Source organism: Alteribacter aurantiacus DSM 18675 (genome assembly GCF_000429705.1).
GTDB lineage: Bacteria > Bacillota > Bacilli > Bacillales > Salisediminibacteriaceae > Alteribacter > Alteribacter aurantiacus.
Genome location: NZ_KE386941.1, coordinates 1456094 through 1480780, shown reverse-complemented (window position 1 = coordinate 1480780; position 24687 = coordinate 1456094). Strand labels below are relative to the sequence as shown.

The window sequence follows — 24687 nt, the reverse complement described above, 5'->3', positions numbered from 1 at the left end:
AGGTTATTGGTCTTTTTTCACCGCATTCAAAAGCCAGACGTATGGATTTAGTGAAGTGAATTCTATTTCAAACCCTGCTTCTTGAAAAATTGTAGATAGGTACGGAATCGTCGTATAGTATTCTGTTCGCAAGTCTTGTGCAAGGTTATAGAACCCTCGCTTCTCCGCCTGTTTGATCATTCGTTGCTTTGCGGTGTCGTCTATAAACATTGTATCAGCAAACACAACTTTACCGCCACGATTGAGCGATTTGCTGTATTGTTTTACTGCTTCTTTTTTTTCTTCGTCTGTTAGATGGTGAAAGGCGTAAGTGGAAACGAATGTATCAATCCCCGTATCAGGTGTTGGATAGTTTAGGAAATCCCCATCAACGACGGAGATGGATGGGTGCTTTTTAGAAGAGATTTCCCGCATTTTACTAGATGGTTCTATACCCGTAACCGATAATCCTTTTGATTTTAAAAGACCGGTTAAATTCCCCGTTCCCACACCAAATTCAATAGCATTACCATGAGCGCCATTCGCAACAGCTTGCAAAATTAAATTGTAATTCGAAAATACTTCTTTGTATTCTTCATCGATCCCATGAACCGTATCATCATAAGACTCAGCCCAACGATCAAACAAATCGACAAATTCACGTCCCATTTCTCATTCACCTTTCTAGATCGGGGGTCTGACCCCGCACAATGTTGTGTAAAAATGTGCAACACACCAAAAACATATAATTCGCATGGATTAGGTCGGGATTAACTTTAATATATCATATGCATTTATGGTGTGCAACGTTAATAAAGGGAGTTATTGTTGCTGGTTTTAACAGGGTTTTAGCCCTAATAATGGTAATTTTATGGTAGACTCATAGAGACTATGAAGGCATTGAATAGGGAAAGTTCAAACTCTTCATTGCCCGCAGCATTATCTGAAGGAGGAAGTCCTGTGAAAAAGTTAATATCTTCTATTTTAATATGGATCTTTTTGATTGGCTGCCAGAGCGGGATTGATAATCCGTCGGCGAGTGAAGTATTAAGGAACAACCCCGACGCAGATATTTTTCAATGGAACGGAGGGTTCGTTTATTCAAACATGTCTGGTGCCGAGTATATTGATCGAGGCTTTGAACCTGATGAGAAGATTGGAGAGATTAAGAGGCAAACGGATCGACGGTGGTTCTTTCGAGACGGCTCAGCTACACAATTACCTGAAGGAACGTCCATATATAAGCCAGCTGGAAATGCGATGAATTATTTAATTGCGATTGTGGATGGTGAAGAGGTGCTCTACAGAATCTTGCTGGAAGGGTAGGGGGACAACGAGAAGGATGGAAAAACATATCAAGAAAAAGAGCAAATTTCTAATAGGCTTTATGATTTATTTTGCGGTATACATTTTTATTGCACCATCATTCGTTCAGTGGCTTGCTGCCATGGTCCTCACCACAGTGGCTTTATATTTATTGATGGACAAGTTTCAATCCAAGTGGCTTAGCCTTTTCGCGCTGAATGCCACGATAATACTCGTAAATATCATTCTGGGATCCCCTCTTTCTTGGACACATGTAATAATAGGAATTGGTATAAGTATAGTCCTTATCTATTTTCAAGAGAGTGGAGGGAACTCTTGATATTTTGGTAATTGAGTTGTAAACATTCCATAAATAACGGAGTGAATCATGATAAAATTAGACAAACATCATAAGAATCCGCTGAAAAGGTGTGAGAGGTAGTAATGGAAAACAAAAGAAGGATTTTGGACGGGCTGTTATTCGGCCTGATTGCCCTGTTTTTATGGATTGATTTTTTTAATCCAGATTTCTTTTTGACAAGCTGGATGGTGATTGTCTTATTAATCGCTGTGGTGATTTTGAGAGTGGCCCTACTTAAAGGTAGAAAAGTCGAGGGAATTGTCTTTGGAATTGTATTTAATATCTACTTTATGCTCATGTTGATTTTGTTTAATTTCATGGGTGGTCAGTCTCAAGTGGGCTTTTCTTTTGATGACTTCTTCTTTTGGGTCATCGTCGTCCTGTTTGCTTATGATACGCAAAAAAGGTGGTCTAAATATAAGCATGTGAAGGAGACTTCCCAAAACAAGTAAAGGTGGAGTGACAGGTGAAGCGGTTAAGTCTACTCTTTGTGGCTATTCTATTGGTTGGTTGCTCTACTCGTGAAAGTATTCCATTAAGTATGGAGGACGAAAAGGCAGTGGAAAACTATTTAAGTGAAACCGTTATGTTTCGTTCTAATGATGGAACTGTGGAAAGTACCTTTAAAGTATTAGGGTCTGACAAAAGTCGCGGGGAGATTTACCTTTGGGCTCATATGAATGAGTACTATGAGGACGGAAATGATCGATTCCAAGGGGGAGGGTGGTCATTGCCAGTCGTATTGTTTGTGAACGTGAATGAACAAAATATATATATTAAAGGTTATGATGTTCCTGGCGATGGTTCAGAATATAGTGAAGGGATCAAGAATTTATTCCCTAAAGACCTTCATAACAGAATTTTTCGCTTTCCGGAGTCAGAAATTGAGGAACTCTTCTGATATGAAAAGCACCTGATTGGCTTTGGTCCAATCGGGTGCTTTTCATTAATGTTTCATTAATCCTTTTTTCTCAAGATACTCCTTCATATGAAGACGTTTTGGCTCTTTTAACATATTAGCCATTTGTTCAGTCCAACGATCTTTTCGTTTGCCGGCTGTACGAAGGTCATAATAGGCCGAAATGACTCCGTTGTATTCTTCAAGACCGCGGTTAAACGCCTTTTCATTTTGTTCATACTGGTCTTCATGATACACATTAGAAAGGGGGAGTCTTGGTTTTACACTTGAACGATCTGCAGGTTCCCCAACGGCTAAGCCGAATACAGGAATCACGTAGTCTGGAAGGTTTAAAAGACGACCAACTTCTTCAATGTTGTTACGAAGCCCGCCGATATAGCAAATGCCAAGCCCCATTGATTCGGCAGCGATCGAAGCGTTTTGGGCTGCAAGTGCTGCGTCAACGGCTGCAACTAAGAATTTTTCTGTAGATTCAATTGAAGCAGTCACATCTGTATCTTCCATATGACCAGCCACCTTATGACGATGAAGATCGGCGCAAAACACAAAAAAATGTCCGTTGTTTTCAACATAAGGTTGATTCCCAGCCAGTTCAGCAAGCTTTTGTTTTTTTACACGATCTTTAACCCCGATAATCGTATACGCTTGGATAAAGCTCGACGTGGACGCCATTTGCGCACTTTTTACGATCATCTCAATCTGCTCATTTGTGAGTGGTTTTTCCGTGAACTTTCGGATGGATCGGTGGTCTAAGAGCGTTTCTATCACCGTATTCATTTTGATCAGCTCCAACGTTTTGATATATGTTCATTTTATCATAGTGGAGCGTTTTTAATGGGCAATAAACAGGTAAAAATAAGTAGTAAGGTTATAGAAAGTGAGTTGGTCTTTATGAATACCAAAATGTTTTACGGTTTCTTACTCGTCGTTGCTATGACTATACTTGTCATTTTTATCGGTATGATTACACAATAAAAAGAACCTAATTCCCTTAGGTTCTTAAGGTGTGAAGTTGGTGAAAAAGCTCCCCACTTGTTTCATTAGAGGGCTAATTTGATTCGCTGTTTTCATCACTTGGTCGACCGTGACAAAGGCTTTGTTAAAGTCAAATTTACCGTCTTTCCCTTGAAACGGTGTCAGAAGACCTGACAACTTTGATTGTTGAGGCTGATAGCCATAGCCGTTAAACCCTTGCTGGTAGTGTGGTTGTTGGTAGCCTTGATGGTTTTGCTGCTGATAGTAGGGGATACTTTGGGGCTGCTGCTGAAAATATCCTCCATATTCTGTATATGGTTGGTGGGTATACATTTGTGGCTGTTGCGGCCATTGGTTTTGTTGGTAACCGTTCCATGGGCGAGGGTGTGTTTGCCAGCGGTATTCTTCTGTGTACATAATTCCCCTCCTAATCGATCTGAATTCGTTTGCGTCTGTTTGGTATTCGTATGACCAGAAGTCCGTCCTTTAGAGTAGCTTTCACTTCATTTTCGTTTACATAAAAGGGGAGGGTGATTGTACGCTCTGCCCGTTGGAATTTCCTACTTTGTGAAACGACTTTCCTTTTTTCGTCACGTACTTCTGTGACTTCATTCTCATTAACGGCGATCCGAATATAATTGTGATAAATATCAATAGAAATCTGATTTTTTCTAATGCCAGGAAGCTCAGCTTCAATGATGTACTCCCGTTTTGTTTCATATTCATAGACATTAATCGTGCGGGGGACACTTATCTGTTTAATTGTATCCTGAAAAAAACCGTCGATTGAACTCAAAATATCTCCGATTGGCTTCTCGTGAATCGGTTTAGGTGCTTTGCGATTGCTTTTGAAATTCTCCATGCTGCTCACCTCGCTCGTTATTCCGTTATTACTATATGAAGATTGGGTACGTTTGGTTTAGGCAGGTGTCCTAACAATCGTGTAGGTATGACTGAAGTATTGGGCTAATGGATTTTAGGGCAGTAAAAGTTGAGAGGGGAAAAGATGATGAGTGCTGTTGTTTGGTTTAGCATTATATTGCCTTTTATCCAAGCATGGGTGATGTTAATTAGTGAATGGATTACAACGATTAAAACTCGTGGCGTGTATAAACATAGTCCTTCTTTTTTTAGTTCGACGGTCGTTTTTGTGGTTATTGTCCTGATGGCTTATTTTACGTTCTTTGACTGGGGCGAGCACCTTCCGATTGGTCAACTGTTATTATTTTTAGTTGGGGCGACCGTCTTTAGTTACGGAATTCCTTTATTAATAAATAGAAGCTATTTAATTACCAACGGAACAGAAAATGAAGTTATCAACGTTCTTGATAAAAAAATAGCCCAGTATGATCTTCCTTTTGATCAAAGGGAAAACGAGGTTCGACTATAAGTATAAAGAATACAGAGTGCCAAACTCTGATAAAAACATTTTTATTAGAGTAGAGTGGAAGAGGTCTGTGATGAATGATGATGTTCCCGTAAATATTAAGCTTCTCGTAAAGGGGCTTAAAAAAAGGTCGATTACGGGCCGGAGATGATTGAAGAATTATTGGAAGAAATGATTCGGATTCGGAGCAATCGAGGAGTAAAGAAAAGAGTGATTGGATACCTTCTCACGAATGGGGCTATCATCGTTGTTTGCTTTTGGATCATTTTATAAAATGCTAAGCTTTTAAAAGAAGCGTACAATCGTTATAATGAAAGCACTAAAAGACGATCATAAAGGAGTCAGCCTCATGGAGACGTTTCACAAAATCTTAATTGCTTTTTTTCTATTAGGTACAGGTGCAGTAATGATTATTTATATTGTATACGTCATCTTTGGTCTCATGTTTGGTGTGGAAAACAAAGAAGCTTCTCCTCTGTCATAGCAGAGTGAGAAGCTTCTTTGTTTCGTTTAATAATAATTAGTTTGAAATCCTACTTAACATTACTCGAACAAACATGCTTACCTAGTATGACCACACTTTTTTCCTATTCAGCTTTTCTTCCGATTTTACTGATAGTAACCTTCCGTTTTCCATCTTTAACGTTCTGTCTGCCATTTCAGCCAAGTTCTCATCGTTACTTACGATGATGACGGTTGTTCCTTTTTTTCTAGTAAAGAAAAGGAGTTTACCTAGAACGTCAGCGCCTTCTTTGCCATCTAAGGACTTGGTTGGTTCATCTGCTAGCACAAGTTTTGGTTCGGCCATAAAGATTCGACCAATTGTAGCTAGAATTTGATCCTTTTGTTCCAGCCCCTCAATTGCCTCATCGAAACGTTTATGATCCATTCCTAATTCGGATAAAAGAGTCATTGCTTGTTGTTCTGCTTTAGAATCATCAGCAGTGCCCGTTTGGAAACCGAGAAGAAGATTTTGTTTTACTGTTAAATAAGGCATTAATGAACAATTGTTGCTAATGTAGCCTATGGTGTCCGATCTCCACTCAAGGCGTCTAGTAACGGATAGTAAATTCCGCCCAAATACTTTGACACTTCCTTTGTTTGGTGGCGTCATGGCTGCAATCATATTAAGAAGGGTAGACTTCCCAGATCCTGGTTTACCTTGAATAACCACCAGTTCGCCTTCTTTTACAGTCAAATTTAAATCATTAAAAAGAATGTTCATTTGAGTGCCGTCAAAGTATTGCTTTAGTACATGTTTCATTTCTACTGCATTCATTCGTATCACCACCTCTCACAATCATGATAGCGCTGTCATAATAAAGCATAGAAATCCCTGTACTTTCATATGTACGCAAAAAATGGACAAACATTCCTGAGAGGGGTCTGACCCCTGAACAATTGTGTAAAATGATGGACTGAGTTGACTTTTATATGGTGATGGAATGAAAGAACCCTGTAGCTAATGGCTACAGGGTTAGAGTGCTTCTTTTTGGAATCGTCGGAGATCGTTTTTATGACCGATTACGACGAGAAGGTCTCCAGGATTTAACGTATCTTCGGGATGAGGAGTAACGTCGACTTTGTCTTTTTGTTTAATTGCAATAATGGTGCAACCATAATTAGCACGTATATCGAGATCAGCGAGAGACTTTCCTTTTACTTTTTCAGTGGCCAAACTCTCTATGATGCTGTATTCATCTGAAAGATCGATATAGTCAATGACCTTTTCGGAAGTCAAGAACTCGGCAATTCTTTCACCCATATCCGATTCAGGGTGGAAGACTTTATCCGCTCCTATTTTATCAAGCACCTTATGGTGGTGATCATTTTGAGCTTTTACCCACACTTGTTTAATGTTGAAGTCCTTTAAGATTAGTGTGCAAAGAATGCTCGCTTGAATGTCTTCGCCGATGGCTACAATGACATGGTCGAAATTTCTTATCCCTATTTTTTTCATGCTTGTTTCATCTGTTGCATCAACAACAGCGGTATGAGTGGCGAAATTCTTTAGTTCATTCACTTTAAACTCATCATTATCAATGGCCAGTACTTCATGATTCATACGATGTAGTTCTTTACACACACTAGAACCAAAGCGTCCAAGGCCAATAACAGCAAACTGCTTTTTCATAGATGTTTCCCTCAAATCTTGGTATCATTGGGCTAGTATACCACTGAGATGCTTTTTGTATCAATAAGCGTTCCTACACAGGGACGAGAGGACTATAGACAACCTGAAAGCGTTATGTAAAATAATAAGGATATTAAGTTTATAAAGGATGGACGATATGAACGAAGAACAAAACCTACCCGCCATCGATACAGATGCTGTAGTCGAAACGGTAACGGGTATTTCACTATACGATTACGGAATTGCTTTTGGAATCTTCATTTTGTTTTTGGTATTTCGCAAGATTTTTACCCGCTATTTATTCAGGATCATACTTAAATACTCCGACAGGGCTAAGACAGATATCCTTCACAATATTCTCATGGCATTTAAGCGCCCGATACGAGTGTTTTTTGTCATTATTGGCTTGTATTTTTCGCTACTATATCTCCCATTACCAGATGGCTTTAATAATCCCATGGTCGATGTGTACCGGACCTGGATTATCATTCTCATCTCGTGGGGATTGTTCAATTTGTCCTCCACCTCATCGACGCTGTTTGTAAAAGTCGGACGAAAATTAGACATTGAACTCGATCAAATCTTGTTACCGTTTCTATCCAAGCTCGTTCGGTTTGCTATTGTAGCTATGGCTTTAAGTATTATTGCAAGTGAGTGGGGCTATGATGTGAATGGTTTTGTGGCCGGACTCGGTCTTGGTGGTCTCGCTTTTGCACTTGCAGCACAAAATACGATTAGTAACTTCTTCGGGGGCGTTGTTATTATTACGGAGAAGCCGTTTACAATTGGTGACTGGGTTAGCTCTCCAAGTGTGGAAGGAATTGTAGAAGACATCACCTTCCGAAGCACCAAAATTAGAACGTTTGCTCACTCATTAGTAGTGGTTCCTAATGCTACACTTGCAAATGAACCAATACAGAACTGGTCGAAGATGGGGAAAAGACAAATTACATTTAAACTTGGTGTAACGTACTCAACAAAGCGTCAACAGCTGGAAACGTGCGTGAAAAGAATTGAAAACTTGCTTAGAGAAAGCGAGCACGTAGACCAAGAGCTGATCCTTGTTCGCTTTGAATCATTTGCATCAAGCAGCTTGGAAATTTTCGTTTACTTCTTCACGAAAACAACAGCGTGGGAAGAGTTCTTAAAAGTTAAAGAACAGATCAATTTAGACATCATGAGAATTCTTGAAGGAGAAGGTGTGGAAATTGCCTTCCCAACTCGTCAAATTTATGTGAAAAATGAAGATGCAGGTCAAGGGGCAAAAACGCCAGTGGAGTCCTATGAGCGTGAATATTAAATAGTAGTAGGAAAAGGTTTCTCAATGAGCTCGATAAGAGAACATGAAAAGAGAGCTTGCCATCCCGGCGAGCTCTCTTTTTTCGTCGTGTCTAACACGACGAAACTGTGGGGCTGTACCAACATATAGCCCACACTCAAAAAGTGGCGGGATGGTCAGGGGTTGCACCTGAATCGGCCATTTTGTAATAAAACGACCTGTCCCTTTCAAAAGGGTTCATCCCGAGTACTCTTAGTTATGCCTAAAAAGTAATAAAAACATGCATATACGAAAAAAATTAGAAGAAATATGATTAAAGTCCCTTGAAGGCGGGAAACGAAAAAGTAGAGAGGGGACATGCAAAATGATGGAATTACATACAAGAGTCGTACTCGTAACTTCTGCCTTATTCTTTTTATTTAACGGCGGTGTCTTTCAAACAAATAGTGTTGATGTTACTTCCGATTTTTTCCATAAAGAACGAAGTTTAGTTAAATTAGAAACGTCAGTTGTTAAAGGTGTTTCAACAATAGAGGATGAAAAGCCGTTATACCATCTTATTTTTGAAGAAGCTGATGTATCTCTTGGTGATATGAAAAAAGATGTGAGGGATATTCAAGATCCTTTGGTTGATGAAGGGTATTATAATGGAGGCCATTTCTTCGACTACGGCACCTATACGTACTTTGTTGATCCGGAAAGTAATCAAGTTAATGCAATCGCCGTCAAAGGAGAAAACATAAACGACATTGACGTGGAGCAACTCACAGAAGAATTAGAGGGGCAAAACGTTTTTAGTGGTCAAAATGAAATGGATCATACATGGATGGAGATTTATGAAACAAACGGTAAAGATATTATAATTGAACGTGATGAAAAAGGTGGAGAGCCTTTGGTAATCTGGTCTACGATTAATGGTTTGTTTGAATAAATAAAGGACGATTGATCATCTCGGGGCAAAGCTGCTCCGAGATTTTTACTTCATGATTGCAATTTTACTTTGTTGTGACTATCATAAGGGAAGTAAAATAAATTAGCGAGTTTAAGGGAGGATGTATTAACCATGAAAATGATGGATGCAAACGAGATTATTCAATTTATTTCAAACGCGGAAAAATCAACACCAGTTAAAGTACATATCAAGGGAGAAGACCTTGAGAATGTTGATTTTGGTGCCAATACAAAGACGTTCATTCAAGGAAATACAGGTGTTCTTTTCGGTGAGTGGAAAGACATTCAAAAAGCTCTTGAAGAAAGCGGAAGTAAAATTGAAGATGTTGTAGTGGAGAACGATCGTAGAAATTCTGCAATCCCACTTCTAGATATGAAAAACATTAAAGCGCGTATCGAGCCTGGTGCGATCATTCGTGATCAGGTTGAAATCGGTGATGGAGCAGTCATTATGATGGGTGCTGCGATCAACATCGGATCGGTTGTTGGTGAAGGTACAATGATCGACATGAACGTTGTATTAGGCGGTCGTGCTACAGTAGGAAAGAACTGCCACATTGGAGCTGGATCTGTATTAGCCGGTGTGATTGAGCCACCATCAGCTAAGCCTGTCGTAGTTGAAGACGGAGTTGTCGTAGGTGCGAATGCTGTTATCCTTGAGGGAGTTACAGTAGGTGAAGGTGCTGTTGTAGCAGCAGGTGCGATCGTAACAGAGGACGTACCTCCAAACACGGTAGTGGCAGGTACGCCAGCACGTGTAATCAAAGAGATTGATGAGAAAACAAAAGGTAAGACTGAAATCAAACAAGAGCTTCGTAAATTAAACGACGAATAAGCTGAGTATGATAAAGGAGTCGTTTCATTCATGACAATGCAAACGAACCGTTTAATTGAAATCCGCCGGGATCTCCACAAGATCCCGGAAATCGGGTTTCAAGAGGTTAAAACACAGAAATATCTCATAGATACCATTAATGAATATCCCCAAGATCATCTTGAGGTCAAGCCTTGGCGAACAGGGCTTCTTGTTCGTGTAAAGGGAAGCGAAGGAAACAAAACGTACGGGTACCGTGCAGACATAGATGGTCTACCTATTCTCGAAGAAACAGGTGCCTCTTATCACTCCACTCACGAAGGATTTATGCATGCGTGTGGTCACGATTTTCATATGACCATTGCACTAGGGGTTCTCGCTCACTTTACCTATAAGAGACCGAAAGATCATTTAGTATTCATCTTTCAACCTGCAGAAGAAGGACCAGGTGGGGCGCAGCCTATGTTACAATCTGAAGAATTCCAAGCGTGGAAGCCTGATGAAATGCTCGCTCTACACATTGCTCCGGAATATCCGGTTGGCACAGTAGCAACAAAGCCAGGTCTTCTTTTTGCAAACACAAGTGAGTTGTTTATAGATTTGAAAGGTAAGGGCGGGCACGCCGCTTTACCTCATTTAGCCAACGATATGGTTGTGGCTTGCAGTCAGCTCGTCACTCAGTTTCAGACGATTGTGTCACGTAATGTAGCGCCACTCGATAGTGCGGTAGTCACTGTTGGTAAAATCAGTGGAGGAACGAAACAAAATATCATCGCTGAACATGCCCGTTTGGAAGGAACCATTCGTACTCTTTCTATTGAATCCATGGATGTGGTCAAGCGTCGAATTGAAGCCCTTGTTGCAGGTATTGAAACGGGTTTTGACTGTACAGCATCGATTGATTATGGTGCGAACTATTGTCAGGTGTATAACAATCATGAGAGTGCCGAACGTTTTATGAACTTTACTAAGAAACGAGAAGGGGCGGTATTGATTGAGTGTGATAAAGCCATGACAGGAGAAGATTTTGGATACTTTTTAGAAGAGATCCCTGGTCTGATGTTCTGGCTCGGTGTAAATAGTCAAAGCGGCCTTCATTCATCCACACTCGATGCGAAAGAGGAAGCGATTCCTTTTGCTGTTTCCTTACTTGTTGACTACTTGGAATATAGTCAAAGATAATATGAAAAGTCCTGCTTAGCAGGGCTTTTTTTGATTTGATTTTGGTTGTTTTGATTAATCTCTTCTTTTACTACCATTGTGGTTGAATCCTACGTGGTCTTCGCTTATCGTGGCAGTATTAACAAGCCCCCTTGGCCAAGAACGTATCTCTTTATTTCGCTTTAAAAAAATTGGGAAGTAGGATTACTAGTGGAACAATCCGTTTTCTTTTTTACTTGCAATTATCTCTCCGTATGAAAGGGTTTTTAAGAAAAACGATCTAACACTGAATAGAAGGGGATTCATGAGGGCATAGTAATCGTTGGAAGCTTATCTCTCACATTAAAGGAGGAAACAACAATGGCTAGAGTAGGTGTAGAACAGTCATTATCTGATATTCAAGAGGCTCTACAAGCAAAAGGACATGAAATTGTCCAGCTTAAGCAACAAGGTGACGAAGAAGGCTGTGACTGTTGTGTAATCAGTGGTCAGGACCAAAACATGATGGGTATGCAAGACACTCAGAATCAAGGTTCCGTTATCAACTGTCACGGAATGAGTGCTGATGAGGTATGTCAGCAAGTAGACCAACGTATTCAGCAATAAAATAACGATAAAAGCACCTCCCCGTTTCGGGAGGTGCTTGTGTGTTTTATTGTTCTTCTTTTTGAATATAAACTTGATGTGGATAAGGAATTTCAATGCCGTTTTGGTCGAACGCTTCTTTTATAGCTTTACGTAGCTTGCGTTCAAGGCCCCATTGCTCCATGTTAACTGTCTTAGCAATAACACGAATAACGACATCACTATCATCTAAACTTTGTACACCAAGGACGTTAGGCCCTTCTACAACGGTCTCATCTTCAGCGGCAATTCGATCACACACATTTTGAATGACCTTCATGGCATGATCAATGTTGTCATCATAGCTGATACCAATGTCCACTAATGCGCGCATATTGCCGCGAGTATGGTTGCTTAAGGAACTGATCTCCCGGTTCGGAATGTAATGCACGGTACCGTCAAAGCTGCGAATTCTTGTTGTGCGCAGACCGACTTCTTCAACAACGCCATCAATTCCAGCAACGGTCACATATTCATCTACTTCCAGTTGCTTTTCTAAAAGTAAGAAAAATCCTGTTACGATGTCACTGACTAACCCTTGAGCTCCAAAACCAATTGCGAGACCAACGATACCAGCACCAGCGATCAGTGGCGCAATATCATAGTCAAACAGTCCAATAATAATGGTTAAAAAAACAAACATCAGTGCGTATGAGAAAATATTCAACGTTAATTTCTCCAACGTTTTTGACCGTCCTGCAGTCATGTTTCTCTGCTTGCTCATACGGTCAAAACTAGACGAGATCACTCGCCTTCCAATACTTCTAACTATTAAGTATACAACAAAAATTCCAACGAGCTGAATGAGTAATAATGATGCAGCAATTAAAAGAGCCTCCCAGCTGAAGGAACTAATCCAATCGTTCATTGTTTCACACTCCTTTGTAACGAAAATAGTATTCATTGATCTCTTTGAACGATGCCATTCATTTTATCATACCCAACAGGTGAGAAAAAGAAAACGCGTCTTGTAATTCTCTGTTAGACGGAGAGAGGGGTTCATTCCTTTGTTAAAAATCATTTAGGTACTAGTCATAGGAGGAAAATGCAGGGTTCTCAAACGGAAGTGAGTGGAACTGTTTATAAGAAGATTCGCATACATAAGGGCTTTTACTTTAAATGATAATCGTTCTTCGTTATAATGATTAACGTTGGTGATTTTTTTCCGATTAATTAATGAGGAAATGGAAATACTGACGAAGTGTGAATGATTATGACGGAAAAGAAAGAATTTGCTCACCTGTTGACGGGTTAGAATTCTTTTCTTATAATAATCATTGTAATTTAAACTAATCAACTACACTCAGGAGGGGTTACATATGTCAGACAAGCGTATGGTAGCAAAACAAGCACCTAGATTTGAAATGGACGCCGTTCTTTCTAACAAAGAATTTGGTAAAGTAAGCCTTGAGCAAAACATGAAAGAAGATAAGTGGACAGTTCTTTATTTCTATCCAATGGACTTCACATTCGTATGTCCAACTGAAATTACAGCTCTAAGTGATCGTTACGACGAGTTCGAAGACTTAGATGCAGAAGTAATTGGCGTATCTACAGATACAGTTCACACTCACCTTGCTTGGATCAACACAGATCGCGATGACAATGGTCTAGGGGATCTGAAATACCCACTAGCTGCAGATACAAACCACCAAGTTTCTCGTGACTATGGGGTATTAATTGAAGATGAAGGTGTTGCACTTCGTGGACTATTCATCATCAGCCCTGAAGGAGAGCTAATGTACTCTGTTGTTAACCACAACAACATCGGTCGTGACGTAGATGAAACTCTACGTGTATTACAAGCTCTTCAAACTGGCGGACTTTGCCCTGCAAACTGGAAGCCAGGACAAGATACACTAAAAGTGTAATAATCCTTTAACCGGGGTAAAATAGAATCAGAACAGAAAAGACCTGGCAAATGATTTTGTTCAGGTCTTTTCTTTTAAGTACATAAGTTGGAAAAAATTGTACCGGAGGGATTTTTTATGAAATTACGTTCACCGATGCCTGAGTTGGATGGCGCTACCGAATGGTTAAACGGACAGCTTACAAAAGATGATTTAGTAGGAAAGAAGCCTACACTTATTCACTTTTGGTCAATTAGCTGTCACTTATGTAAAGAAGCAATGCCGGATATTAATGCCTTTCGTGACCAATACAAAGATGATTTAAATGTAATGAGTGTTCATATGCCGCGATCGGAGAAAGACTTGGATATAGAAGAAATTAAGAAGGTAGCTGCAGAGCATGATATTACTCAACCAACCTTTGTCGACAGTGAGCATAAGCTAACAGATACATTCGAAAATCAATACGTACCAAGCTATTATGTTTTTGATGCAGAAGGTCAGCTTCGCCATTTTCAAGCAGGTGGAGGCGGCATGAAAATGCTAACAAAGCGAGTAAATCGCGTACTTGGAATTAAAGAATAGAGAAAACGATGGCTGTTAGAGGCCATCGTTTTTATATGGGAGAAAGAAGACTCAAATGGGGTCTGTCCCCTGAACAATAATGTGAAATTATGGTTGTGTTTCAAGTGAGGCCTTAAGCATGTTAATTAAGACTTTACATAGCGAGTGTCAACAGGGTTACAACAATATTCAGGGGACAGACCCCGCACAATTGTTGTTGCCAATTTCAAACAATTATTGCTATGATTATAGAAAATGGTTTCCGTTAAAATGGGGGTAAGGTATGAAGAAGCAATTTGCGGTCATCGGGTTGGGGCGATTTGGAGGTAGCGTGTGTCAAGCCCTTTCAAAACAAGGGATGGAAGTGTTGGCCATTGATACGGACGAGGATCGAATCAATCGTTACGCTAATATAGCCACCCATGCGGTTGTAGCTGATGCAACCGATGATAACACATTAAAAAGCCTTGGTATTCGCAACTTCGATCATGTTGTTGTGGCAATAGGAGACAACATTCAGTCGAGTATTCTTACAACACTCATGCTTGTAGAACAAGGTGTGAAGCATATTACAGTTAAAGCGCAAAACGATTACCATGAAAAGGTACTTAATAAAATCGGGGCGCACAAGGTCGTTCACCCTGAAAGGGATATGGGGGTACGAATTGCCCACAACGTCGTTTCTAAGAACGTGCTGGACTATTTAGAGCTGTCGGATGAGTATAGTATTGTCGAGCTTATGGCTGGAAGTATGGTTAGTGGTAGGACCATCATTGATTTAGACATTCGAGCAAAGTACGGCTGCAACATCATGGCGATCAAACGAGGTGAGGATATAAACGTGTCACCTCAAGCGGATGAAATGCTAAAGCGTGGCGATGTTTTAATCGTAATAGGCGCTGATAGCGATATTAATCGCTTAGAGCAAGCACTATTTGACGATGATGATTAAAATAGAAGTAACAGTAGTATTCAACATCTGAATGCTACTATTTTTTTATAGTACGAATGATTAGTATGAAGACTCGTAGTTTCTTTAAGAACTAGCTTTCCTATAGTCACCTGAAAAAAACGATGTCTTTTATAATTATTCAGAGTTGAACGCTAACTATGGGTCTCTTAGAGAGGTGACGAGTATTTCTAATATGTATTAAACTACGAATGATTAAGACGCCATCTCTAGGAAGTGAACCTGCAGATGAGCTATACTAAGTCAGCTTTAAAGAACCGTTTTAGAGCTAAGGGGAGTGGTTTGATGAAGGTTGAAGAGATCTATCGTAACATGCCTACATTGGAAACAGAACGTTTATTGTTAAGAAAGGTCACAATGAATGATGTTGAAGCCATTTATACATATGGATCTGACGAAGAAGTGGCCAAATACGTCACGTGGCCAACCCACAAGTCCATTTCGGACACCGAAGAGTTCGTATCCTTCGTATCCTTTGTATTATCTCGATATAAGAACAACGACGTAGCGCCTTGGGCGATCGAAGAGAAAGCCACCGGAAAGATGATCGGTACAATCGACTTTGTTTGGTGGAGGCCTTTTCACCGAACAGCCGAGATTGGTTACGTCCTGTCTCGTGATTATTGGGGCGGAGGAATCACAACCGAAGCGGCTAGAGAAATTGTAAACTTCGGCTTTACTAAAATGAATCTTATTCGAATTCAAGCGAGATGTTTTAAAGAAAATACGCCTTCTAAACGGGTGATGGAAAAAGTGGGAATGGTCTTTGAAGGGACTCATCGAAAGGCCATGTTAATAAAAGACCAGCATAGAGACTTAGACACTTTCGCAATTGTGAAAGAGGAGTAGTTGTAATATGGTTGAATCTAACTGGAGCAAAGTTAAGTGAGAATCAAGCAAATACCCTTACAAACCAAAAGAAAAGCCCCCTGAATGCTCAGGAGGCTTTTTATTATACTTCCATAATGATAGGTAAAATCATTGGTTTACGTTTTGTTTTTTCATATAGGAATGGTCCCAAAACGTCACTGATCTCATTTTTGATTTCAGACCACTGAGTCGTCTTGCGTTCCATCATTCCGTCTAAATGAGAAGCGAGCATTTTTTGTGCTTCGTTTATCAAATCGCTTGATTCACGCATGTACACAAAACCACGTGAAATGAGATCCGGTCCTGCTGTCACCTTGAATTCTTTCATGTTCAAGCTAACAACAACTACAACGAGTCCTTCTTCAGAAAGAATGCGACGGTCACGTAAAACGATGTTACCGATGTCACCAATACCGCTTCCGTCCACGTAAACAGAACCAGATGGGACTTTACCGGCTAGACGCGCTTCTTCTTTATCAAGTGCTAGAACGTCACCGTTATCCATTAAGAAGCAATTTTCTTCAGGGATACCGCAGTCTTCGGCTAATTTAGCGTGCATTTTTTGCATGCGGAATTCACCGTGAATTGGCATGAAGTACTTTGGCTTCATCAGACGAAGCATAAGTTTTTGCTCTTCTTGTCCACCGTGTCCGGATGTGTGGATGTCGTTTAGACTTCCGTGAATCACATTGGCACCGGCGCGGTAGAGTTGGTTAATGGTTTTACTTACGCTTAGTGTGTTACCTGGAATTGGAGAAGAGGAGAATACAACTGTGTCTCCAGGGATCACTTGAATCTGGCGGTGAGTACCAAATGCAATACGTGACAATGCTGCCATTGGTTCACCTTGGCTTCCTGTACAGAGGATAACCACTTGCTCAGCCGGGATTTTATTAAGCTGTGACGCGTCAATAAACGTGTTTTTAGGTGCCTTAATATAACCAAGATCAAGACCAATATTAATAGCATTTTCCATACTACGGCCAAAAACAGCGACCTTACGTCGGTATTTTACGGCAGCTTCAACAGCTTGTTGGAGACGGTAAATGTTTGAAGCGAATGTAGCGAAAATGATACGACCTTCCACGCTGCGGAAAATACCATCAATACTTTCGCCAACCTTACGTTCACTCATTGTAAATCCGGGAACTTCACTGTTTGTACTGTCTGATAGAAGACAGAGAACGCCTTCTTCACCGATTTTTGCCATTCGTGTTAAGTTTGCAGGTTCTCCCACAGGGGTGAAATCAAATTTGAAATCTCCTGTATGAACGATGTTACCAGCAGGTGTTTTCACGACAATTCCGAATGAGTCCGGGATACTGTGCGTTGTTCGGTAGAAAGAAACGGATGTTTTTTGGAACTTTACAACCTCATCTTCTTCAATTTCAATGAGCTTGGTGTTGCGAAGAAGGCCATGCTCTTCAAGTTTGTTTCTTAGTAAACCAAGGGCCAATTTTCCACCATAAATAGGTACGTTAATTTGACGGAGCAAGTAAGGGATACCGCCGATGTGGTCTTCGTGACCGTGTGTGACAAAAAGACCCTTAATTTTATCTTCATTTTTTACTAAATACGTATAATCAGGAATAACGTAGTCGATGCCAAGAAGCTCGTCTTCAGGAAACTTGATTCCTGCGTCAATTAAAATAATCTCGTCCTGAAACTGTACTGCATATGTGTTTTTACCGATTTCACCCAAACCCCCGAGGGCGAATACAGCAGCTTGATGATTTTTTGCCTTCATCTTTTACAGCTGCTCCACTTTAAAATCTTCGTGTTGTTTTTCATACTCAAGTGCTTCCTCGCTTAGGGGGGTTACAAACTCAATGTTGTAATCGCGATCAGCCAGCTTTTTACGAACTTCTTCTTGTGAGGCTCCTTCTACGTAAATGGCATTCGTGTTCTCACGTACAGGAACTTCTGTTTTTGTTTCTTGATAATATACTTTAAAAATCATAGGATCCTCTCCTTTTTTATTTGTTAACTGCGGTTAAAGAAACTCCGAATCAATACCACGGAAATGAGTCAATACTCACTGTGCAAGTCACGTCCGTAAATGATTCTTCTCTTTCACACAGTTTGTAAGTATGTGTTATACGATTGATAGAAATAAGTTAATTATACGTATGTACGTCAATGAATTGCTTCCGTTATGTTTCCTGCACTTGTACGCATAGAAATGATAAACCTTCTTTCTCCTCAATGAGAAAGAAGGATCATTTCGATGACTACGCGTATATATTTTTAGGAAATAAATCGCGACATCGTTTTAATAACCGTTCTCTCCACCTTTTCAACATTTTAAACCCTCCTCGCAACTTATTCAAGACTAGCGCTCCTTTTTTATTTATAGTATGGAATCATTTTCTTGTTTTATTGAAGGGAATGACTGGCAAAGACAGGTGTAGGAAACAAGACGAATATAAAAATTAAAAAGGGGTATGGGTTAGTAACACTAGTTGGAGGGGATCGTTGATGAACAAACAAACGTACTTTATATCAATTAATCAAGGCAGCAGGATCGAAATCTTTACAGAAAGAACAGATCCGAGCCTCATCCAATATGAAGTTCAAGTGGATGAAGCTGAAATCGAGGAATTTTTAAATCTCGTACACAGGTTCAGAGAAAAAGACGTAGAGCCTGAACAAATTTTTGTGCGTCCTTTTAATGAGCCAGCAGCCGATCGAGACAAAGAAGAATTGAAATACGATACGAGAGAATTGTTTGAAATGATTTATCGCTACGGTACTGAAAAAACGAAAAGGGACTTAGAAGAACTGCAAAAACAAAACTCAAGAGCATAAACAATGCATGAAAGGGAGCCTGCCTAATAGGCTCCCTCTCTCTTTGGACTTGTATAGACGAGATACAGTAAAGGTGTTACGATTTATTTGCTGTTGTATACACTTGCTCAATAGAAAGGACGATTTGTTTTGTCAAATAAAGTAGTGTTCTTGGATATTGATGGTACAATCTTGGATGAAAAAAAACAGTTACCACAATCTACAAAAACGGCGATTCAAAAGCTGCAAGATAACAACATAAATGTTGCAATTGCTACAGGCCGAGCCCCGTTTATGTTTAAAGAGCTCCGTGAGGAATTAAAGATCGATTCTTTTATAAGTTTTAATGGTTCTTATGTAGTATTTAAGGGTGAAACCATTCACCGCTCCCCTTTATCAACAAAGAGACTTTTGGAGCTTGAACGGGATGCTTGGAACAACAGTCACCCTATGGTCTTTCTTAATCATGAAACAGGAAGGGCTAACCACCAAAGGCACCCTCTGATTGAAGAATCAATGGGTAGTTTAAAAATGGCGCACCCGCCTCATGATGAGCAGTTCCATAAAGACCGTGAGATTTATCAGGCATTATTATTCTGTGAAGACGGTCTTGAAAAGCATTACCATGATCATCACCTTTCGTTCGACTATGTTCGCTGGCACGAGAAGGCGATCGATGTCCTGCCACCAGGTGGTTCAAAAGCGAAGGGGATTGAAGTGGTGCTAGAAAGGCTCGGTATTCCTTTAGAAAATAGTTATGCATTTGGTGATGGTTTAAATGACCTAGAGATGCTTAAATATGTGGGCACAGGCGTTGCAATGGGGAATGCTGTTCCGGAAGCGAAAGAAGCAGCGAACCATGAAACGGATCATGTCGAAAACGACGGCATTCATAATGGCTTAGTGAAACTCGGTTTAATTTAATCATTAGATAAGAGGCTGGGACAGAAGAAAGTGTTTAGAGTAGAGTCCGAAACATTTGCTATTAAAGCGAAGGATATTTCAGGAGTGGCTTATTTGCACTGCATATCCTTGGTCGGATTTTATTCATCAAAAATCACTTCTGGCTCAGCCTGTTTTTTGTTGGTGAAATGAAAAAGACCTAATATTACAAAAGTGCATCACCTAAAGTGCTAAGTAAAAAAACAATACCCATACTGTAAGTCTAAAAAAACCTGTTTCGTTTAAGAAACAGGTCCATGATTATCACTTAGCTTAATGACTTCTTTTGGTGGTAACGTCTTTTTGTGTGGGTCGTTTTTATCAATGCGGTCATAAAACATGACGCCATTGAGGTGATCGATTTCGTGTTGGAATACGATCGCAGCAAACCCTTTTAATTTCAAAGTAATCTCATCCCCTTCAAGAGTGGTTGCCTTGACTTTAATTCGAGCATACCTAGGGACATCCCCTTCAACCATTCGATCCACGCTTAGGCATCCTTCACCGCCCTCTAAATAGGTGGTTTCGACAGAATGACTAATGATCTTCGGGTTAAAAAGGCCAAGCTCGATAAGTTCATCATTATGATCGTGTGTACGTACGGCAATCATTCTCTTGCTAACGTTGATCTGCGGGCCTGCAAGCCCAACTCCTGGACGAAGACCGTATTTTTCAGCCATTTCTTCATCTTGGCTATGTATTAGATATTCAACCATTTTTTGAAGGATTTCTTTTTCTTCTTTAGTTGGTGGCAAGTCAACCTCGGCTGCCACTCTTCGTAGCGTAGGGTGACCTTCTCGGATAATATCATCCATGGTTATCATCTTACTTCACTCCTTTTGGTTCATGGTCGTTTTCCATCATATCCTATTATATAATAAAAAAACAGGCGAAAGTCGCAGAAAACCATGGAGAAAAAAAGAAACGAGGGTGATTACCCTCGTTCACTTCATGGATGCTAATTAGCAACCAAATTTAGATGCACCTACGATGATTAGCAAGATGAAAAGGACAACGATTAACGCAAATCCTTTACCAGCACCAGAGTAACCTACTCCAGCTACCTGACCACCATAACCGTAACCACAAGGATCCCAACATCCACAACCATTTCCATATCCGTACATATGCAAAAGCCTCCTTTGTTTTCATCGCCGTTTGTTCAGCGATTTACTACATGCTATGCGAAACGTTCTTGAGTGAATGGATGAATACCCAGAAATGAAAGAAGTTATTGGTTAAAGGTCTAAACAGAATAGAAAGACCTTGTAAATTAGGGTAAAATAAGGTAGGTTGAAAAAAGAAGATAATTGTAGATATTTGAAGGGGGATTACATACGTGAAGAAAGGAATTCAATTGCTTGGTGCAGTTGGTCTGGCTATAGCCCTTACTGGATGCCTCGGCAACAATGCCGCAATGGATATGCACGACCATTTAGAGAACGCAGTAGAAAAAGAACAAGTGTTTCAAGAGCAACAATCACCATTAACAGAAGCTGAGACCAGGGAGCATGAATGGTATGAAGAAATGCTTACTCTTTCCGACGTAAGTGAGATTGAACCGCTTGCTGAAGATGCCATCGCTTCTGCTGAAGAGCGCCGGACATTGATTGAAAATGAAAAACAAAGCATTGATGATGCTTACGATGAGTTTAAAGAAATTGAGAGCTACATCAGCGACTTGGAAGATGAGGTTCAATCAGCTGCCGAAGAGATGGTAGAGGCTATGGATGCCCGCTATGAAGTTTATCAAGAACTTTACGAAGAATATAATGCCACTATTGATATGGATATTGAGCTTTATGAAATGATTAAAGAAGATGAGACAGGGATTGAAGATTTAGAGGAAAAGCATGAGGAAGTAAACAGTGCTTATAACAGAATCAATGAGTTAAACAACGAATTCAATACAAAAACTCAAGAGTATAATGACGCGAAACGTTCGTTTTATGAAGCTGCTGACATGGGCGTAGAAGAACCATCTTAAAGTCATTTAGCTAAAGCTACCCAAAACCCACACTACTATCAAAGTGTGGGTTTTTTATATGGAAAGATTCAAATTAAAAACACTCCTCTTATCACACGAAGTAGCTATATATCTACTTAGTTGGGTGTCAAATTAGGAAGGTTTTGCAGGTGAGCCTTATTACTTTTGTCGTTTAAGCAGATATGTTAAAAATAATATTGTCCATCCCGAACCGTTATACATACTATGTGTGTGTATAACAGTAAGGTTTTTTCGATATAACAGTTTATAAAACCAGTTTTAATAAAAAGAAGAAAAACAGGTGCAAAACCATTGACGAAAGCTAAATCATTCATGTAAACTTATTGTCGAATGAGAAGTTGTATCACTCATATTTTAAAATCAGTAATACAGTGTTGCTTTGACGTATAAAAGTCACGATACTTTTGGTTAACGGAATTTTGGATTGGGTATACAACCATTAGAGGTTTTTGTCGGAACAGCAGGATTTCTCATTGTTTTTTCTAAAATGGGTAATCTAAAAGATGGTGAACACCAGAGTCATGCGAGTGTTCGTGAAGTTGGGCAGCCTTTCATTGGCTTTGTGACTTTGCAGAATATTCGGGTGTTGTTGATGGCAGCCTTAATGTGAAAAGAAAGGAAGAGGTGAAAGGATTCATGGAAAAAACAAAAGAACTACAACAGATTGAAAGCCAGTTTGAAACCTTCCAAATATTAAATGAAAACGGTGAAATCGTAAACGAAGATGCGATGCCGGACCTTTCAGATGAAGAACTTAAGGAGTTAATGACGCGTATGGTTTACACGCGTATTTGGGATCAGCGTGCGATTTCTCTAAATCGTCAAGGTCGCCTTGGCTTCTACGCTCCTGTAGCAGGACAAGAAGCATCGATGATCGGTTCTCAATTTGCTCTTGATAAAAAAGACTGGATCTTACCTGGATACCGCGACATTCCTCAGATTGTTTATCACGGTGTACCAATGGACCAAGCATTCCTATGGTCTCGTGGACACTACGGCGGAGGACAGATGCCAGAAGGCGTTAATGTCATGATGCCTCAGATTATCATCGGTGCTCAAATTACTCAAACTGCCGGTGTAGCAATGGGACTTAAGCGCAATGACACTGGTACAATTGCTATTACTTATACAGGTGACGGTGGTGCGTCTCAAGGTGATTTCTATGAAGGTATGAACTTTGCAGGTGCATTCAACGTACCAGCCGTATTCGTTGTTCAGAACAACCGTTTTGCGATCTCCGTACCAGTTGAAAAGCAGTCTGCTGCTCAAACAATTGCACAAAAAGCAGTTGCAGCTGGAATTCACGGTGTGCAGGTAGACGGAATGGATATCCTTGCTGTTTACGCTATGACTAAAGAAGCTCGTGAGCGTGGACTTGAAGGGAACGGCCCAACACTAATTGAAACACTCACATATCGTTACGGTCCTCACACAATGGCCGGAGATGACCCAACTCGTTACCGTACTTCTGAAGAGGATGACGAGTGGGAAAAGAAAGATCCACTTGTTCGTTTCCGTAAGTTCCTAGAGTCTAAAGATCTTTGGAGCGAAGACGAAGAGAACAAGATCGTTGAACAAGCAAAAGAAGATATTAAAGCAGCAATTAAAAAAGCAGATGGAGCTCCTAAGCAAAAGGTTACTGACCTTATCGGTTTCATGAACGAAGAACTGCCTCAGAACCTGAAGGAGCAAATGGCAGAGTATAAAGAAAAGGAGTCGAAGTAAGCTATGGCGCAAATGACAATGATTCAAGCGATTACGGATGCGATGAGATGCGAACTTAAGAACGACGAAAGCGTCCTCGTATTCGGTGAAGACGTTGGCCAAAACGGCGGTGTATTCCGTGCGACTGAAGGCCTTCAAAAGGAATTTGGGGAAGATCGCGTATTTGATACGCCCCTAGCTGAGTCCGGTATTGGTGGACTAGCTTGTGGACTTAGTGTAACTGGATTCCGTCCGGTTATGGAAGTTCAATTCTTCGGTTTCATTTTCGAAACATTTGACGCGGTTGCAGCGCAAATGGCTCGTATGCGTTATCGTTCTGGTGGGGTATACAACTCTCCAGTTACCATTCGTGGACCGTTCGGTGGTGGCGTTAAAACACCTGAGCTTCACGCAGACAGCTTGGAAGGTCTAATGGCTCAAACGCCTGGCGTTAAAGTGGTTATTCCATCTACTCCATATGATGCGAAAGGTCTTTTAATCTCAGCGATCCGTGATAACGATCCTGTTGTATACCTTGAGCACATGAAGCTATACCGTTCATTCCGTGATGAAGTACCTGAAGAAGAGTACACAATCGAGCTTGGAAAAGCGGATGTAAAACGCGAAGGTAAAGACATTACTATCATTACTTATGGTGCAATGGTCCACTCTTCTCTAAAAGCGGCTGAAGAGCTTGAAAAAGACGGTATCGACGCAGAAGTTATCGACTTGCGTACCGTAAGCCCAATTGACATTGACACGATCATTGAATCCGTTGAGAAGACAAACCGTGCCATCGTTGTACAAGAAGCTCAAAAACAAGCTGGTATTGCAGCAAACGTTGTAGCTGAAATCAACGACCGTGCAATCTTGAGTCTTGAAGCGCCTGTTCTACGTGTGACTGCCCCTGATACGGTATTTCCATTCGGTGCAGCAGAAGATACATGGCTTCCAAGCTACAAAGATATTGTTACGAAATCAAAACAAGTCATCGAATTTTAATCCATAGAATCAGCAGTTAACAGAAAGCTGGAGGAGGATTGTAATCCTTCTTCAGCACTCCTGTACAGAGCAACAAGTGATAAGAAACGGAGGCGTTACGA

At 40.4% G+C, this 24687-nt stretch carries 30 protein-coding genes; 19 read left to right on the top strand and 11 right to left on the bottom strand.

All coding sequences use genetic code 11. From position 1 onward, the window contains the following. Positions 1-3 precede the first annotated feature (3 nt). Positions 4-648 carry a class I SAM-dependent DNA methyltransferase gene (locus G476_RS0110760; protein ID WP_026690121.1) on the bottom strand — a complete coding sequence of 215 codons (645 nt, stop codon included), beginning with the start codon at positions 646-648 and terminating at the stop codon, positions 4-6. Between the two features lie 291 nt (positions 649-939). On the opposite strand from G476_RS0110760, the gene G476_RS0110755 reads away from it, so the two are divergent. The 3 genes from G476_RS0110755 to G476_RS0110740 all read left to right on the top strand — a co-directional run bounded on the left by G476_RS0110755 (position 940) and on the right by G476_RS0110740 (position 2546). Then, positions 940-1305 carry a hypothetical protein gene (locus tag G476_RS0110755; RefSeq protein ID WP_026690120.1) on the top strand — a complete coding sequence of 122 codons (366 nt, stop codon included), beginning with the start codon at positions 940-942 and terminating at the stop codon, positions 1303-1305. Between the two features lie 423 nt (positions 1306-1728). Continuing rightward, positions 1729-2097 carry a hypothetical protein gene (locus G476_RS0110745; RefSeq protein ID WP_026690118.1) on the top strand — a complete coding sequence of 123 codons (369 nt, stop codon included), beginning with the start codon at positions 1729-1731 and terminating at the stop codon, positions 2095-2097. A gap of 14 nt (positions 2098-2111) precedes the next feature. After that, complete coding sequence (locus G476_RS0110740) at positions 2112-2546, top strand: hypothetical protein (RefSeq protein WP_026690117.1); 435 nt, start codon at positions 2112-2114, stop codon at positions 2544-2546. A gap of 45 nt (positions 2547-2591) precedes the next feature. Here G476_RS0110740 and nfsA read toward each other — a convergent pair whose 3' ends face one another. The 3 genes from nfsA to G476_RS0110720 form a co-directional block, all read right to left on the bottom strand. Continuing rightward, positions 2592-3341 carry an oxygen-insensitive NADPH nitroreductase gene (gene nfsA / locus G476_RS0110735; protein WP_026690116.1) on the bottom strand — a complete coding sequence of 250 codons (750 nt, stop codon included), beginning with the start codon at positions 3339-3341 and terminating at the stop codon, positions 2592-2594. 222 nt (positions 3342-3563) lie between these two features. Further along, positions 3564-3956, bottom strand: a complete 393-nt coding sequence (locus G476_RS0110725) for a YppG family protein (protein ID WP_026690115.1) — start codon at positions 3954-3956, stop codon at positions 3564-3566. A gap of 10 nt (positions 3957-3966) precedes the next feature. Then, complete coding sequence (locus G476_RS0110720; RefSeq protein ID WP_026690114.1) at positions 3967-4401, bottom strand: Hsp20/alpha crystallin family protein; 435 nt, start codon at positions 4399-4401, stop codon at positions 3967-3969. 144 nt (positions 4402-4545) lie between these two features. On the opposite strand from G476_RS0110720, the gene G476_RS0110715 reads away from it, so the two are divergent. Then, complete coding sequence (locus G476_RS0110715) at positions 4546-4929, top strand: hypothetical protein (RefSeq protein WP_156906549.1); 384 nt, start codon at positions 4546-4548, stop codon at positions 4927-4929. Positions 4930-5275: 346 nt separating this feature from the next. Further along, positions 5276-5410: a hypothetical protein gene (locus G476_RS24045; protein WP_281170447.1), complete on the top strand. Its 135-nt coding sequence runs from the start codon at positions 5276-5278 to the stop codon at positions 5408-5410. A gap of 81 nt (positions 5411-5491) precedes the next feature. On the opposite strand, the gene G476_RS0110700 is transcribed toward G476_RS24045, so the two are convergent. Together G476_RS0110700 and G476_RS0110695 are read right to left on the bottom strand one after the other, a co-directional pair. Next, positions 5492-6205, bottom strand: coding sequence for an ABC transporter ATP-binding protein (locus tag G476_RS0110700; RefSeq protein ID WP_026690112.1), 714 nt, complete (start codon positions 6203-6205; stop codon positions 5492-5494). Between the two features lie 198 nt (positions 6206-6403). Beyond that, the gene (locus tag G476_RS0110695) at positions 6404-7060 is read right to left on the bottom strand and encodes a potassium channel family protein (RefSeq protein ID WP_026690111.1); all 657 of its coding nucleotides are present in this window, start codon (positions 7058-7060) and stop codon (positions 6404-6406) included. Positions 7061-7217: 157 nt separating this feature from the next. Between G476_RS0110695 and G476_RS0110690 the strand changes: the two genes are divergently transcribed. The 5 genes from G476_RS0110690 (at position 7218) to G476_RS0110660 (ending at position 11871) form a co-directional block, all read left to right on the top strand. Continuing rightward, entirely contained in the window at positions 7218-8360 is a 1143-nt protein-coding gene (locus G476_RS0110690) for a mechanosensitive ion channel family protein (protein WP_156906548.1), read from the top strand. A gap of 343 nt (positions 8361-8703) precedes the next feature. Beyond that, entirely contained in the window at positions 8704-9270 is a 567-nt protein-coding gene (locus G476_RS0110680; RefSeq protein WP_026690108.1) for a hypothetical protein, read from the top strand. Between the two features lie 132 nt (positions 9271-9402). Next, complete coding sequence (gene dapD, locus G476_RS0110675) at positions 9403-10125, top strand: 2,3,4,5-tetrahydropyridine-2,6-dicarboxylate N-acetyltransferase (protein WP_026690107.1); 723 nt, start codon at positions 9403-9405, stop codon at positions 10123-10125. A gap of 36 nt (positions 10126-10161) precedes the next feature. Then, on the top strand, positions 10162-11286 hold the full coding sequence (locus G476_RS0110670) for an N-acetyldiaminopimelate deacetylase (protein ID WP_026690106.1): 1125 nt from the start codon (positions 10162-10164) through the stop codon (positions 11284-11286). 339 nt (positions 11287-11625) lie between these two features. Further along, a complete protein-coding gene (locus G476_RS0110660; protein ID WP_026690105.1) occupies positions 11626-11871 on the top strand; it encodes a YkuS family protein in 246 nt (81 codons plus the stop codon). A 46-nt stretch (positions 11872-11917) separates the two neighbouring features. Here G476_RS0110660 and G476_RS0110655 read toward each other — a convergent pair whose 3' ends face one another. Continuing rightward, complete coding sequence (locus G476_RS0110655) at positions 11918-12757, bottom strand: mechanosensitive ion channel family protein (protein ID WP_026690104.1); 840 nt, start codon at positions 12755-12757, stop codon at positions 11918-11920. Between the two features lie 451 nt (positions 12758-13208). On the opposite strand from G476_RS0110655, the gene G476_RS0110650 reads away from it, so the two are divergent. The 4 genes from G476_RS0110650 (at position 13209) to G476_RS0110635 (ending at position 16122) form a co-directional block, all read left to right on the top strand. Further along, positions 13209-13760, top strand: coding sequence for a peroxiredoxin (locus G476_RS0110650; protein WP_026690103.1), 552 nt, complete (start codon positions 13209-13211; stop codon positions 13758-13760). A gap of 117 nt (positions 13761-13877) precedes the next feature. Continuing rightward, positions 13878-14324, top strand: coding sequence for a redoxin domain-containing protein (locus G476_RS0110645; RefSeq protein ID WP_026690102.1), 447 nt, complete (start codon positions 13878-13880; stop codon positions 14322-14324). Positions 14325-14586: 262 nt separating this feature from the next. Continuing rightward, positions 14587-15255, top strand: a complete 669-nt coding sequence (locus tag G476_RS0110640; RefSeq protein WP_026690101.1) for a potassium channel family protein — start codon at positions 14587-14589, stop codon at positions 15253-15255. A gap of 303 nt (positions 15256-15558) precedes the next feature. After that, entirely contained in the window at positions 15559-16122 is a 564-nt protein-coding gene (locus tag G476_RS0110635) for a GNAT family N-acetyltransferase (protein ID WP_026690100.1), read from the top strand. Positions 16123-16225: 103 nt separating this feature from the next. Here G476_RS0110635 and rnjA read toward each other — a convergent pair whose 3' ends face one another. Next, positions 16226-17890 carry a ribonuclease J1 gene (gene rnjA, locus G476_RS0110630; RefSeq protein ID WP_026690099.1) on the bottom strand — a complete coding sequence of 555 codons (1665 nt, stop codon included), beginning with the start codon at positions 17888-17890 and terminating at the stop codon, positions 16226-16228. A 3-nt stretch (positions 17891-17893) separates the two neighbouring features. Continuing rightward, complete coding sequence (locus G476_RS0110625) at positions 17894-18103, bottom strand: DNA-dependent RNA polymerase subunit epsilon (protein WP_026690098.1); 210 nt, start codon at positions 18101-18103, stop codon at positions 17894-17896. A 518-nt stretch (positions 18104-18621) separates the two neighbouring features. On the opposite strand from G476_RS0110625, the gene G476_RS0110620 reads away from it, so the two are divergent. Both G476_RS0110620 and G476_RS0110615 read left to right on the top strand, forming a co-directional pair. Continuing rightward, positions 18622-18951 (top strand): hypothetical protein, encoded by a 330-nt coding sequence (locus G476_RS0110620; RefSeq protein WP_026690097.1) that lies wholly within the window; start codon positions 18622-18624, stop codon positions 18949-18951. A gap of 129 nt (positions 18952-19080) precedes the next feature. Beyond that, the gene (locus tag G476_RS0110615) at positions 19081-19854 is read left to right on the top strand and encodes a Cof-type HAD-IIB family hydrolase (protein WP_026690096.1); all 774 of its coding nucleotides are present in this window, start codon (positions 19081-19083) and stop codon (positions 19852-19854) included. A gap of 260 nt (positions 19855-20114) precedes the next feature. Here the strand turns inward: G476_RS0110615 and def are convergent, their stop codons facing one another. Both def and G476_RS23290 read right to left on the bottom strand, forming a co-directional pair. Then, positions 20115-20696, bottom strand: a complete 582-nt coding sequence (def, locus tag G476_RS0110610; protein ID WP_026690095.1) for a peptide deformylase — start codon at positions 20694-20696, stop codon at positions 20115-20117. Positions 20697-20834: 138 nt separating this feature from the next. Then, positions 20835-20999, bottom strand: coding sequence for a YjcZ family sporulation protein (locus G476_RS23290; protein WP_084405701.1), 165 nt, complete (start codon positions 20997-20999; stop codon positions 20835-20837). A gap of 212 nt (positions 21000-21211) precedes the next feature. Here G476_RS23290 and G476_RS21735 point away from each other — a divergent pair, with 212 nt between their 5' ends. The 3 genes from G476_RS21735 to G476_RS0110580 all read left to right on the top strand — a co-directional run bounded on the left by G476_RS21735 (position 21212) and on the right by G476_RS0110580 (position 24586). Then, the gene (locus G476_RS21735; protein ID WP_051314745.1) at positions 21212-21859 is read left to right on the top strand and encodes a YkyA family protein; all 648 of its coding nucleotides are present in this window, start codon (positions 21212-21214) and stop codon (positions 21857-21859) included. Positions 21860-22516: 657 nt separating this feature from the next. Further along, complete coding sequence (gene pdhA / locus G476_RS0110585) at positions 22517-23605, top strand: pyruvate dehydrogenase (acetyl-transferring) E1 component subunit alpha (protein ID WP_026690093.1); 1089 nt, start codon at positions 22517-22519, stop codon at positions 23603-23605. A 3-nt stretch (positions 23606-23608) separates the two neighbouring features. Then, complete coding sequence (locus G476_RS0110580) at positions 23609-24586, top strand: alpha-ketoacid dehydrogenase subunit beta (protein ID WP_026690092.1); 978 nt, start codon at positions 23609-23611, stop codon at positions 24584-24586. Positions 24587-24687: the final 101 nt, after the last annotated feature.